We start from the raw sequence: 12843 nt of genomic DNA on the forward strand, positions 1-12843 counted from the left end.
TATGGGATTTATTGCGCCTGCCAGACCGGGTAATCGGTATAGCCTTTTTCCGGGGAACCACTGACGCCGTAGTAGGTGGCGCGGTCACTTTCTGCCAGTGGCCAGCCGTTTTGCATTCTTTCAACCAGATCCGGGTTAGCGATGTAGGGCACACCAAATGCCACCAGATCCAGCTCATCATCTTCCAGAGCCTGCTCTGCGATATCACGGGTAAAACCGCCGGCAGCGATGATGGTGCCTTTAAACGTGTTGCGAAAACGGCGGCGGAAGCCTTCCGGAAGTGGCGCTTTGGTGTACACCGGCTGATAGTAAAGGTGTACGTAGGCCAGTTCCCGCTGACCGAGCGCGTCGGTGATGGCTGACCAGGTTTGCTCTTCACCTTCATACGGCGCGAGGTCATAAATGCGGCCGAACGGTGACAGGCGCACGGCAACGTGGCTGTTACCCACGGCTTCCGCCACGGCGTCAATGGTCTCCAGCAGGAAACGCTGACGATTTTCCACCGAGCCGCCGTATTCGTCGGTGCGGGTGTTCAGTTCGCTACTGAGGAACTGGTCAAAGATGAATCCGTTTGCCGCCATGATTTCCACGCCGTCAAAGCCGGCTTCCATCGCCAGGCGTGCGGAGTGCACGAAGTCTGCAGTGATGCGTTTAACTTCATGCGTTTCCAGCGCGCGTGGCTGGCTTGGTACAACCGGGCCCGGTTCTCCGGATTCGGTCAGCGCAAAAACGGTGGTATTGACCGCCTGAACGGTGCCCGCTGAAACCGGCGCTATGTGGCCTGGCTGAAGAGAGACGTGAGACATACGGCCGACGTGCCAGAGCTGCGCGAAAATACGGCCACCTTTGGCGTGAACCGCTTGTGTCACCTTACGCCAGCCCTGGACGTGTTCGTCGTTGTAGATACCAGGGGTATAAAGGTAACCCCGGCCTTCTTCTGAAACCGGCATCCCTTCGGTGATGAGCAGGCCAGCAGAAGCACGCTGTGCATAGTACAAAGCCACGACCTCATCCGGCACGTCATTCATGGTGCGGGTGCGGGTCATCGGTGCCATGACTACACGGTTTTTTAACGCCAGGCCAGACAGATTGTAGGGGGTGAAAAGCTTACTCATCGTATACCTCACAAAAAACAAAAAGGAGTATCCCGGCAGGGATTTGCACAGCCCGGCAGTATCATCGACTGGACGTCGCGCACTGGAGTTGCATAAACATCTGATGGGTGGCAATATACCAACCATCTAGTAGGTAGGTCAATGGCTGTGTTGTATTTTTTTGTCATAACGCAGCCATTTCTGAATTGTCACTCATTTTGCGAGGTCATCACCATGCGTACATTAACAGCTTATAACGAAGATAATTTCCGCCAGATAGAGCAGTACAACGGAATATCGGTGGTACGTTTCTCTGCACCCTGGTGTCCGCCCTGTCAGGCCAGCGAAGAAATGTTCAGTCAGTTTGCAGACCGGCTCGATAGAGATATTCAGGTGGGGAAAGTCAATGTAGATCAGGCGCCGGTGCTGACAACCAAATACGAGATCTGGGGGCTGCCGTCTGTGCTGATATTTCATGAAGGGCAATTAGTTAAACGCATACCGGGTGTGAAACCTGCATCGGTATATGCTCAGGCTATTGCGGACATAAAAAAAGGGCAGTAATGCCCTTTTAACGTGGAATTTATTAATGCTTAACCGCGTGCCTGACCGACGGCATCCAGAGTGCGGGCTGAATAAATGACCGCCGCGCCAGCGTTGAGGTTAATCGCCACGCCCAGCGCTTCAGCAATTTCAGCGTCGGTTGCACCGGCTTTCACAGCGGCGTCGGCGTGAAAAGCAATACAGCCGTCGCAGCGGGTTGTGACTGCGCACGCCAGGGCAATGAGTTCACGCACTTTTGCGCCCAAAAGGTCAGTTTTGTTACCTGCGTTGCCCAGGGCAACCACGCCTTTCATGGTCTCGGGGGTCAGTTTGCCCAACTCGCCTAAACGTTGCATTAACTCTGAGCGATAGTTGTTCCAGTCCAGCATAGTGTCATTCTCCTGAATGAGGGGTATTAAGAAGCAGTTTTATATACTTAAGGCTGTTGGCGAAGACTTCGGGTCTGGCCGTTGCATGCGCCACTACGCTTGAGCCTTCACAGACATTAATGATCATCAAAGCAATATCTGATGGTTCGGCATGGGATGAAAACTCACCTGACTCCATGCCCGCCCTGACGACTTTTGTGAGCCACTCGATTTGCATATCGAAATAAAGTGATGTCTGTACAGTAATTGCCTGAGGCAGATTGGCGGTCTCTGCTGACAACGCACAACACAGTGGCAGTAGCGAAGCTTTATGGCTTTGCGCGAAGATATCGATGTAAGCCGCAATTCTTCTCTCCGCGCTTTTCTCAGTCGCCTCTATCTGCTCAAATACGCGTTGTGTATCAGAGAACGCCTGTATTACCACCTGCTCACCCAGAATATCTTTGGTCGGGAAATGGTGATGAATACTGGCCTTGGTGATACCCACTATTTTTGATAAATCAGCATAGCTGAATGCTGAATACCCTTTTTCGCGCATCAGGTGTTCTGCTTCGCTGAGCAGCCGTTCCCGTGTCATGGTTGTCATAATTACTCCATATAATCTACTAGTTGATAGATTATATTGTTGCTATTTTTCCGTAGCAAGTTGTATCACTGACTCAGTATCGTGCAGAGCTGAACGTCACTGCCATCCTGCATTCTGAATGGCAGCATTACATCTCTGACATCACGCCAGGCGTGTAATCATTTCAACCGGATTAGCCAGAGTATCGTGGATTGGCGAATTCTTTTGCATTTCGCTGACCAGCGCTTCTAACTCCTCGCGACTGGCGGTCTTGCTCGTAAGGTGAACATCGACGCGAATAGATTTCGCACCTTTACGCACGTTGCTGTCCAGCCCAAGGAAGCCGTTGAGGTTGATATCGAAATTAAGATCCAGCTCGATACCGTCCAGGTCGATCCCTTTTTCAGCAGCCATCATGGTAAGGGTGGCGGTATAACAGCCAGCCAGCGCCTGCATGATGTATTCAGTCGGGCTCATGCCGGTATCGGTGCCGAGTAAACCTGCGGGTTCATCACCGATATTAGAAAATTTCCCCACACGGCTGGTATCGATAACGCCGTTCTGGATTGTGGCGCCGGTCTCTGTGCGAACGGTTAATCCGCCGCTGGAACGGGCTTTCATCTGGAAAGTCAGGTTACCCAGGCCAGGCTGGCTGCGAACTGCTTCACGGGTATTGTGGATCGCAGCTGCGTCTGCAGAAGGTTTAACGGTAGTAGACATAATGGCTCCTGTAATTTCTTGATAAAAGGTATAGCTGGTGTAATCAGCACCAACCATCTAGTTGGTAGATTAATATCGCGAACCTCTTTTGTCTACTCTTTTATAAAAAATAGGGGGAAAAGAACCCAGCAGGCTGTTTTATTTCATAATAACCATTTGATTTTTTTTATAATCTTCCCAGCCGCTCACTCTTGCAGCAATCCAGCCTTTACCCGAAGGATAGTCTGGCGGGTGGTATTAAATTCCCGGGCAATAGCACTGATACTGATGCCAGCATTTAGGCGCTCTGTCACTGTTTGCTTTTGTTCCTCGCTCAGGATGGGGGGGCGACCGAAGCGTTTTCCAGCCGCTTTTGCCCTCGCAATACCTGAATACGTTCGCTCAAGCAGCAAATCCCGCTCAAACTCCGCTACAGCAGAAATTACCTGCATAGTCATTTTTCCGGCCGGACTGGTCAAGTCAACGCCTCCGAGTGCGAGACAATGAACGCGAATATCTAAAGCCGCCAGTTGCTCTACTGTTTTTCGGATATCCATCGCATTACGACCCAGACGGTCAAGTTTGGTGACAATCAGTACATCCCCATTTTCCATGCGATCTAGCAACCGGATAAATCCGGGGCGTTCGCTGGCAGCAACCGAGCCACTGATATGCTCCTCAATAAGTCGTTGGGATCTGATGGCAAAACCCGCCGCTTCAATTTCACGACGCTGGTTTTCTGTGGTCTGTTCCAGAGTTGAGACCCTGCAGTAGGCAAAAACACGTGACATGGGAAACTTTCCGTACGAAATGGATGTCCGAATTATAACGTGTGTCCGAAATTAATTTCACTAAGTTTCGGACATGTGCTGTAAGTGGTGTACGAAACCGACCGATTTCGGTCAGTGCAAAGTGATAACTTAAATGAACTATATGCAGGGGAGGCATTTATGCCACGGAGACAAATACTCAGTAGTGAAGAAAAAGAACGCTTGTTGGTTGTGCCGGATGATGACGTTCTTCTGACGCGCATGTGCTTTTTGAACGAACATGACCTCGCGCTTATTAATAAACATCGCAGGCCAGCTAACCGCCTGGGTTTTGCTGTTTTACTTTGTTATTTGCGAGGACCAGGATTTCCACCCGACAATAATGAGTCCCCTCACTACGGGGTTGTTTCCCGGCTTGCGGCTCATTTGAAACTTCAGCCTGATCTGTGGGCAGAGTATGCATCAAGAGAGGTCACCCGCTGGGAACATCTGGCTGAACTCTACCGCTACCTTGAATTATCTCCCTTCAGCCGGGCGCTGCAAAAAAACTGTATTCGCCACCTTTATCCCCACGCCATGCGGACAGACAGAGGTTTTTTACTTGCGGAAGAAATGCTCTCCTGGCTCCACAGTAATAAGATTATTTTCCCCTCTGTTGAGGTGATCGAACGAACCCTTGCTGAAGCAACAACGCTTGCTGACAGAGCGGTTTTTTCTGCGCTGACCGAGCAGCTTGAACCGGGGCAAAAAGCGGCACTGGACCGCCTGCTGGTATCTGAGGGTGAACAACCTTCACGACTGGCCTGGTTGCTTCAGCCTCCGGGAAAAATAAACGGCAAAAATGTCCTGCAACATATCGACAGGTTAAATGCGATAGAGTCGCTGGCACTGCCTGACGGTATTACGCTTTCCGTGCATCAGAACCGGCTCCTGAAACTCGCACGCGAAGGCAGGAAAATGAGTAGCCGGGACCTGGCAAAATTCACGGATGTTCGCCGTTATGCCTCGCTGGTTTGTATTATATCGGAAACCAGAGCCACCCTGACTGATGAAGTTATTGATCTGCAAGCCGTGTCGAGGGCGTCAACTCCTGGCTGGATGCCTTCATATCGGATTCCAAGCGGTGGTTTACCAAACCAGTATCATTCTCAAATGTGCTTGCATTTTCCTATCGTAGCAATCCGAAAGATTTAGATGATATCAAGTCCAGTCTGTAACGTCAGTGATATAAAAGGATATGATTGTCTGATGTCTGTCACTGACCATTTTACGGATAGAAACAGAGTAAAAATTCATATAGACAATTACTTAACAAAAATGAGGCAAATTAACCCCCTTATTTGTCGTTTTGTTCATGATAATAGACGCTATCCTACTGGAACCCTGACGTACACAGAACCAGGACACAAATATTCGACCATTCTTCCCCCGTGAGGAATGGTCTTCTTTTTCATCAATTACCCAGCAATTTCCCCGATAACTCTTGTATTTCCCTGCCCAGTATAGCGTAGTATTTAGTCCCAAAGAATAACGATTAGCAGCACCCGAAACACTTATGTTACATTGCGTAATGATAACGCAACATAGCTATCTAAACCTTAAACTGGTATGATATTTGCGAACTGGTGAATATATAACATCAGACAGTGTATTGAAGCGGTCCAGGGGATGTCACCGGGCCGTTTTTTTTATTTGAAGGTATTATTAACTGAAATACTGATAATGATATATTCAGAGATTTGAAGTTGTCCCTTAAAAGTACTGTAAGAAATTGATCTTTTAATACTTAATCTAAATAGGTTAGGTATGACCGTGCCCAGGGAACAGCCGTGAGGATGGATTATCGTAACTACAAATTGTGTAAACACAAAAAGAGTATGTACTTTCCGGCCTTCAGCCAAAAGATATTCACTCACCACGCTGTCCAGCGCGTTCAAAATCATGTCTGGTAATACGTTAAACTGAACCGCAACAAGCCAGTCTATATAACAGCCTGAAAAAAATGAAAAAATAAATCATAAGAATTCTAAAGTATATCTGCGTATATGCCGATACACCTATATATTTACCATGGAGGTTCTATGTCTATATCAATACAAACTAATACAAGTATAAAAAGTTCTAACAGTTCAGCTAATAGTGAATCATCTCAGATATCACAAATTTTAAAGAAGATACAGTCACTTACAGAAAAACTTGGTAAGGTGTCGTCAGAAGATGGTATGACAACAGATCAGAAGAAAGAGATGGTGGCTATCATACAAAAGCAAATTCAAAGTTTGTCTGCTCAATTACAACAGTTACTAAAACAGCAGGCTGAGAAGCAGGACAAGGAAACGCAGACTCAGTCAGGTAAAAGGGAAGATAAGAACCTCGAAAATACTATTGATGTTTATGTATGAATAGGTATTCCGGTGTGGACAACCCTCACAACCGTTGAATAATTTTGGCCTCGTGACGAGGCCTATTCAAAGGTCTCCGGACAGACGTCACCGAGATGACCGTGGCGCCGGACCCTTTAAATCATTCAATTAATAACCTTACTTGTAGAGGTTCTCTCACTTAACATGTTCCTAGCCTAGCGGGGACAAATGCGATAGCAGTTGCTCGTTGATCTTCATCCCTTTACGCTTCAGGGCATCGACCGCTCTTTCCATATAGACGGTATTCCACAACGAGATAGCTGCCGTCAGCAGCGTCAGTCCGCTGGCGCGGTAGCTCTGATTTTCCGGTTTACGATCCTTGATTTCACCCAGACGGAGAAGGAATACCGCGCGCGCCAGCGCGTTACGGGCTTCTCCTTTATTCAGTCCCGCCTGGACCCGCCGACGAAGTGCCGGATCGCGGAACCTGTCGAGCATATACAGCGTTCGTTCAATACGGCCAATTTTCCTCAGTGCTTTGGCAAGTCCGTTTTGCTTGGGGTAGCTGGCTCGTCACGGTTCCCTGCTTTATCGAGGTTGCCAGGCGCAGCACTTCACGCCAGTGAATTTCGATCTCTTTCAGATGGAACTGGTCACCCTGACCTGCTCTCCATTGATTATCAGAGGCCAATGTTAGTCCCGCATCAGGGTAATCATGACAAATTCTCACTTCCGCTCTTCGCTCACAGCTGCCTGTCTACGTGGTCAATCTCCCTTACCGCAGCCTGGTAGTACAAAAAACGACCTTAACGTACAATAATTTTCGATATCCAAACTGACTCCAAGAAGAATATACCCTCAGTAACGGTGGCGGGGATTTGCCATGGACATAATATTGATACGACAACTGACCATTGATATTCATGGTAACATACTGAATAAATTGAATTTACTCTAAATTTATTCCTTCCTGTGCCGATAATTAAAGGGTCAGGAGGGAAGGGTTATGAACGATTTTCATATTTTAAGTCTTTGTGTTCAGAATAAGGATGTGGTAGGCGCCATGCGTGTGCTGCGGGATAAATCAGAGTTTGCGGCACGCATAATTCTGGAAAAATTAAAGGTTCGCGTGACGTCACAGACAGGCAGGGCTTTCTGGCATCATGTTCAGGACTGGCTGCTGATGGCGTGCCGTCAGGAGAATACACCGAATGAGTCACACGGTTCCCAGCCTTCTTCGACCCCTTCAGACACCAGGGCAGATCAGTCCTGCTGCCCTGGATATGGTCAAAGTGCTGGCACTGATCGCCATGCTGGCCGACCACATCAACACCCTGTTCCTGACGCCCGGCAACCTGCTTTTGTATGCGGCTGGCCGGATGGCCTTCCCCCTGTTCACGCTTATCTGGGCGATGAACGTGCAGCGCACACCGGAACGGCTCCAGGTGAGGGCAAACCGTCTGTGGAGATGGGCCGTCATAACCCAGCCTGTATTCAGCCTGGCTTTTGCGCATCACCATCCGTGGTGGGCACTGAACATTCTTTTCGTGTTCGCAGGTGTCACGCAACTGCTTGCCCTACAGTACAGGTACGGAAAAAAAGGGCTGATGGCTGGCGTACTGCTGCTGGTCGTCCTGGTCTGGCCGCTGAGCCCGGCCAGTTATGGCCTGGCGGGTATGGTTCTGGCCACCGGCATGGTCATAGCAACGGGCGGGCAGACGTCTGCCGTGCAGCGCACGGGGGTTATCGTGTCCGGGCTGTCACTGTGCTGTCTGAACGGGGTATCACACCTGCTGAGTCTGCCGGCAGACACGCTGCTGTTCGCCACCCTCCCCACACTGGTTTTCCCCATTATGGCCATTTACCTGAGCATTCAGCTGTGCCCGGAGGGCTGCCCGCGCTTTATGCCCCGGCATTTTTTCTACATCGCCTATGCCGGCCATCTGCTGGTTCTGCTCATCCTGATGCAACTCTGGTGAGAGAGCCACCGTTTACGGGGCGTCAGCGTGGCCCCGGAATTCTGCGTCCCTGCTCCAGCAAATCAATGGCCAGTTGCAGATAAAGCACCTGGTCCGGCGCCCATTTGCCGGTTTCGGCAATCTCATTTCGCAGCACAGTGACGATATTTCCACTGGTGGAATCGTGTCCTGCCTCCACAAGTGAAAAAACGATGCTGCCCACGACCTGGCACATTTCTTCATGCTGGCGCAGGAACGCTTCTGAATAGTCCATCCTGTTTTCTCCACTGCGAATCTGTTCAAAATTACGGCGCATGCTCATTATGCCGCGTAGCGGCATGGAGACGCCAGCAGGAGTCACACTGAGAGCAGTCGGTGGGAGGCGTCGTGACCGGCGCAGCCGTTACGGATTGATAGTTTCTGCCTTGCCCACCACCTTCCCTGCAAAGCCAAACCCACTAAAAGCCACTCTGTAGCCGGTTTGCGCCGTCGGAGTGGTCACGACAAGGCATGGCCGCAGTCGGGGCGTATCTCCGCGTTTGTGGGCCGTGAGGCCCGCTTACGGGCGTGTACTAAAAACTGCAAGCGGCACCACCCACCGCGACACTGAATTCTAGTTACAACATCCCTTCAGAAGCGAGGGTGTTCCGGCCCTTCGGGCCGGGGCAGCGTCGGTCTGGCAGGGTAAGGGGTGTGCTCCGGGGTGGGTTTCTGCGCCACCGGGGCCCGTCGCCAGGCGACGGGAGGTACCTTTGTCTTTTTTCTGAGCGCGCGGCCTGGGGCCGCTGCATGCGAAGGCATTATCGATTTTCCCCGTTATCCACAGAAGTTATGCAGTGAACAGGAGGTATCTTTTGTGAATATAAGTAAAGGGTGAAACCCTGAATATTTTGCAGGTATCTGAATGTCAGTTGCAGGTAATCCTTTTTCCCTGTTTGCGGATATATGTGGATAAACGGGCCGGTATGGCATCCCCTACGGGAAATCACGCAGGCTGTTGCAGGAAAAGGGATACATTCACGGGGCTGGTGTTCAGAAAACAGGCAGGGATAATGTCGGGACGTGAGAAGGCCTCCGCCGTCAGGCGGATAAACCAGAAAAGGGGTCAGTGCGGCGGGGAAGCGCCCGGAATGGCCAGGTCGACCAGTTCCAGCTGGTACAGCTGTGACCAGACCATTTTCTCAAACTGGCGGGGCGTCAGGTGCTGCGTCCGGCCCTTCAGACTGCACCAGAGCTGCTCTGACACCTGGCGCTTGCGTTCATCAAAAGGCAGGTCAGACAGTTTCTGACGCATTTTACCTTCGATGGCCCGGGTCCGGCGGCTGAGAAGGGTCTGATGCCGGCAGCGTTCGTACCAGCGGCGACGGGCGGCTTTCAGGGACAGGGTTTCGCCGGGCTTCAGCTGGCCATCGTCGATGGCCTGAAGACGCATCTCCTGCTCCGCGCGCAGCCTGTCCATGTTCACCCCGGTCAGCTGCCAGCCTGCGTCAGTGATAATGACGTGTTTCGGAAAACGGCAGCCGTTCACGCAGTCCCATTCCGCCGGCGGGCATTCGACCACCCCAAAGCGCTCCAGCTCGTGGATCAGGCGCGAAACGCGTGACGTTGTCACAGCCTGCTCCGCAATGATGTGGTCATCCGCATCCCGCGGGCTGAGCGCGGCCGCCAGGGCAGAGACATTGATGGTCACCACACTGGTGGCCAGATCGACTTTGTTGATGAAAAGGATGAACAGCGCATCCAGCAGTTGCCGGCGCTCCGGACGGAATGCCCGCCGACGGCCGGCAGTATTACGCAGGAACACAAAGACGGGATCGGCAGAAACCCGGCGGCGCACCACCCACTGACCGGTGGTTTTATCCCGGCTCATCAGGTTACGCAGGGCACGACCGTGCTCCCGGCTTAAAGGTTTGTAGTGCGACGGCCGGATATAGACCGGGGCCGGGCATTTACAGGCCGTGGAATGAAGGCCACGGGCACGCCTGTCGGCGCGGGGGATCAGTATTTCATTCACGCCGGCCTGTTCTTATGGCGGCCGGGTGTTGTTTTCTATGGTGCATGCGTTATAATCCTTCACAGGCAACGCGCCTGCTTTTGGACCCCCTGATATCTGACGTTCCGCCAAGTTCGTAGCAGATTTCGGGGGGTTTGTGCATTCAGGCTCCGGGAACTCCCCGTCACCTGCTCCTGAGCGTCTTTCCGGACACGCTCCCGTCCATGTTCCTGCTTCCGGAAGTCCGCATTTCTTCCGAATAACGTTCTGCCACCTTCCAGCCTCACCACAAAGCCGTCCAAAATAATTTGGTTCAGGTCACAAAACTAAACTGAATCAACAGACTGCCCCACCACAAGACACCTGAAGACGCTGACATTCTACCTTCTCACACCTGAATTTGCCATACGAAATGATCCCGGATCATGGTGGGATACCGCAGGATCGACAGCAAAGAAAAGGGACAGACGGGAAAGAGAAAACATCGCAGCGCTCGCCGCAAGGTCAGACCTCTGGTCTGACTGAGGAAGCGCCAGGGCGCAAAGGCCGGCTCGGGCAGGAACGCACCGGGGCCACCTGACAGCGATTTCTGGCGGGAAAAGGCTGTCAGTCTCATTACTGGTACGTGACCGGGGCGGTCACTAACTCAGCTGCGCGGGCAGTCGCCGGTACTCTGTAAGGCAAGAAATTCAGCGGTCATTGTCTGCAGCGCCTGACTGTCACGGCTTCTCAGCAGCGGAATACCGGCCTGGCGCATGACCTCATTCAGCAGGATATCGCGCCGGCGACGGCTTTTTTTCAGGTGCGAGGCATCATCCAGCTCCAGCGCGGCCACAATCCGGAATGTCAGCCGGTCCACGATGACCACATCACAGTGCCAGCGGGACACCAGGCTGAACAGTTTCCACCACGCCCGGCTGCGAGCCCTGATGCGGGGGGCTATCTGCACAATATCGGCCACCCGCACCTGAGGACACAGATACCAGCGATTCATGTCCACAGTGCGGAACAGTCCCTGAATAAAATTCACTTCCCGGTCCGTCATCAGGTGTGCCTGACGCGCCAGGAATACGCCGCCGGCGATGAGATGCTCTGTTTCTCCCGGCCGGATGCCCGCCTCCCTTAATGTTCTGATGAACGGAGACTGAGGGCTGTTCGCTTTTAACACGCGGAAAAATAGCGCCAGCATGACCATCAGCGGGAGGATAAACCACAGAATGGTTGTATTCACGGGTGCTCTCCTTCGCCGGCGGATGTGGTATTCCCGGACACGGTCCACAGCTCCGGGTGGTCAGCAGGGACGCTCAGGGAGAACCCGGCGGAGAACAGCCAGCCGTCCAGCGTGACCCGGTTTTCAGGTTCGTCAGGCGCACACAGCGTAATGCTTTGCGCTGTAACGTCTGTGATTTCAAAGTTTTCCTCCGAAAGAATGCGGATAAGGTCATCACGTGAACGGATAATGCCCTGCCCCACCAGGTTTCTTAGCGCTCTTTTTAAAATTGTGCAGGCTTCTTCGTTTTCTTTCTGACTGTCTCGGTTGTCTTCTGACATGCTCTTTCCTTATCTGACCGGAACGTTGTGCCCCCGGGCGACACGGTCCCTGGCCTGTGTCATGCGGCCGGCTGGCCGCGCCTGATGATTACGGTTTCGGATTACCCGCGGCGGTATTAATTGCCCTCTGCAGGGTATCTGCGCGGGTAAGTCCGGGGATGACGGTCACCCTGCCGGCACGGGCCCCGGCAGAAGGAAGTACCACCAGGGCAGGCGTCCCGCTGAAGCCCAGTTGCTGCGCCAGCGTCTGAATTCCGTCCAGCGTGCCCTGTACATCAGCCGCCTGCCCGGCGTCGAAATTCACGGCGGTTGCCGCCGCACGGATATCGTCATCCGTCAGCCGGCCCTCGTTATGGCCGGTGGCATACAGTGTGTTGTGATAGTGAAGCCAGGCCTCAGCCCCTTTCTGCAACCATATCTGCAGCCCGGTTTTCGCTGCACGCCCGGATTCCGGCCAGCGCGTCTCAAATATCGGGAGTGCCTTGAACACAAAACGCACGTCCGGGTTGGCCGCCATGACTTTCTGGAGCACCGGAGCCAGTCGGGCACAGTAGATACACTGGTAATCGAAGAATTCGACGACCGTCACCTGCGCATCAGCGGGACCATACGACGGGGTGCCTTTATCATCCAGCAATGCCCCCTGATGCTCAGCGACAGCCGCCGTCATGGCCTGCATCTGCCTTTCCTGCTGCTGTTCCTGCAGTTTCTGGCTGACGTTAACCAGTACCTCCGGATGGGCGACGAGGTAGTCTGCGGCCACTTCGCCAATTCTGGCCTCCTGCGCCGGTGTGAACACCGGCTGAGGGGTTGCTGCGCGTGCTGTCGGACCAGAAATAATGAATGTTGTAACTATTAGTGAGGCTAAAACTGTTCTGCTTGTGCTTTTCATTTGCATATGCCTGATTTCATTGTGGT

General features: G+C 52.4%; 13 protein-coding genes and 2 pseudogenes. 4 read left to right on the plus strand and 11 right to left on the minus strand.

Translation table 11 applies throughout. From position 1 onward, the window contains the following. Positions 1-8: 8 nt before the first annotated feature. Positions 9-1115: an alkene reductase gene (locus tag QNN86_RS20500; protein WP_006687059.1), complete on the minus strand. Its 1107-nt coding sequence runs from the start codon at positions 1113-1115 to the stop codon at positions 9-11. A gap of 213 nt (positions 1116-1328) precedes the next feature. On the opposite strand from QNN86_RS20500, the gene QNN86_RS20505 reads away from it, so the two are divergent. After that, the gene (locus QNN86_RS20505) at positions 1329-1658 is read left to right on the plus strand and encodes a thioredoxin family protein (RefSeq protein WP_021242987.1); all 330 of its coding nucleotides are present in this window, start codon (positions 1329-1331) and stop codon (positions 1656-1658) included. A 29-nt stretch (positions 1659-1687) separates the two neighbouring features. Here the strand turns inward: QNN86_RS20505 and QNN86_RS20510 are convergent, their stop codons facing one another. The 4 genes from QNN86_RS20510 to QNN86_RS20525 form a co-directional block, all read right to left on the minus strand. Further along, positions 1688-2026, minus strand: coding sequence for a carboxymuconolactone decarboxylase family protein (locus QNN86_RS20510; RefSeq protein ID WP_000888080.1), 339 nt, complete (start codon positions 2024-2026; stop codon positions 1688-1690). Positions 2027-2030: 4 nt separating this feature from the next. After that, the gene (locus QNN86_RS20515) at positions 2031-2612 is read right to left on the minus strand and encodes a TetR/AcrR family transcriptional regulator (RefSeq protein WP_000210409.1); all 582 of its coding nucleotides are present in this window, start codon (positions 2610-2612) and stop codon (positions 2031-2033) included. A gap of 141 nt (positions 2613-2753) precedes the next feature. Beyond that, complete coding sequence (locus QNN86_RS20520) at positions 2754-3311, minus strand: OsmC family protein (protein ID WP_000108589.1); 558 nt, start codon at positions 3309-3311, stop codon at positions 2754-2756. 185 nt (positions 3312-3496) lie between these two features. Beyond that, positions 3497-4081: a recombinase family protein gene (locus QNN86_RS20525; RefSeq protein WP_012695450.1), complete on the minus strand. Its 585-nt coding sequence runs from the start codon at positions 4079-4081 to the stop codon at positions 3497-3499. Between the two features lie 159 nt (positions 4082-4240). Here QNN86_RS20525 and QNN86_RS20530 point away from each other — a divergent pair. Continuing rightward, positions 4241-5125, plus strand: a pseudogene (locus QNN86_RS20530) (DUF4158 domain-containing protein); the annotation flags it as partial. A gap of 1016 nt (positions 5126-6141) precedes the next feature. Beyond that, on the plus strand, positions 6142-6462 hold the full coding sequence (locus tag QNN86_RS20535; RefSeq protein WP_049040620.1) for a FlxA-like family protein: 321 nt from the start codon (positions 6142-6144) through the stop codon (positions 6460-6462). A gap of 174 nt (positions 6463-6636) precedes the next feature. On the opposite strand, the pseudogene QNN86_RS20540 reads toward QNN86_RS20535, so the two are convergent. Beyond that, positions 6637-7078, minus strand: a pseudogene (locus QNN86_RS20540) (Tn3 family transposase); the annotation flags it as partial. 556 nt (positions 7079-7634) lie between these two features. On the opposite strand from QNN86_RS20540, the gene QNN86_RS20545 reads away from it, so the two are divergent. After that, a complete protein-coding gene (locus QNN86_RS20545) occupies positions 7635-8402 on the plus strand; it encodes a TraX family protein (protein ID WP_104652437.1) in 768 nt (255 codons plus the stop codon). Between the two features lie 22 nt (positions 8403-8424). On the opposite strand, the gene QNN86_RS20550 is transcribed toward QNN86_RS20545, so the two are convergent. From QNN86_RS20550 to QNN86_RS20570, 5 genes are all read right to left on the minus strand, one after another. Continuing rightward, positions 8425-8655: a DUF2767 family protein gene (locus tag QNN86_RS20550; RefSeq protein WP_104652438.1), complete on the minus strand. Its 231-nt coding sequence runs from the start codon at positions 8653-8655 to the stop codon at positions 8425-8427. An 831-nt stretch (positions 8656-9486) separates the two neighbouring features. Continuing rightward, positions 9487-10395, minus strand: coding sequence for a plasmid replication initiator RepA (repA, locus tag QNN86_RS20555; RefSeq protein ID WP_286480257.1), 909 nt, complete (start codon positions 10393-10395; stop codon positions 9487-9489). A 625-nt stretch (positions 10396-11020) separates the two neighbouring features. Further along, positions 11021-11569 (minus strand): DUF2726 domain-containing protein, encoded by a 549-nt coding sequence (locus tag QNN86_RS20560; RefSeq protein WP_191219959.1) that lies wholly within the window; start codon positions 11567-11569, stop codon positions 11021-11023. A gap of 32 nt (positions 11570-11601) precedes the next feature. Beyond that, positions 11602-11925: a hypothetical protein gene (locus QNN86_RS20565; protein ID WP_008324877.1), complete on the minus strand. Its 324-nt coding sequence runs from the start codon at positions 11923-11925 to the stop codon at positions 11602-11604. Between the two features lie 88 nt (positions 11926-12013). Further along, a complete protein-coding gene (locus tag QNN86_RS20570; RefSeq protein WP_191219957.1) occupies positions 12014-12817 on the minus strand; it encodes a DsbA family protein in 804 nt (267 codons plus the stop codon). Positions 12818-12843 lie beyond the last annotated feature (26 nt).

The organism is Citrobacter sp. C348, from assembly GCF_047467975.1.
GTDB lineage: Bacteria > Pseudomonadota > Gammaproteobacteria > Enterobacterales > Enterobacteriaceae > Citrobacter > Citrobacter gillenii.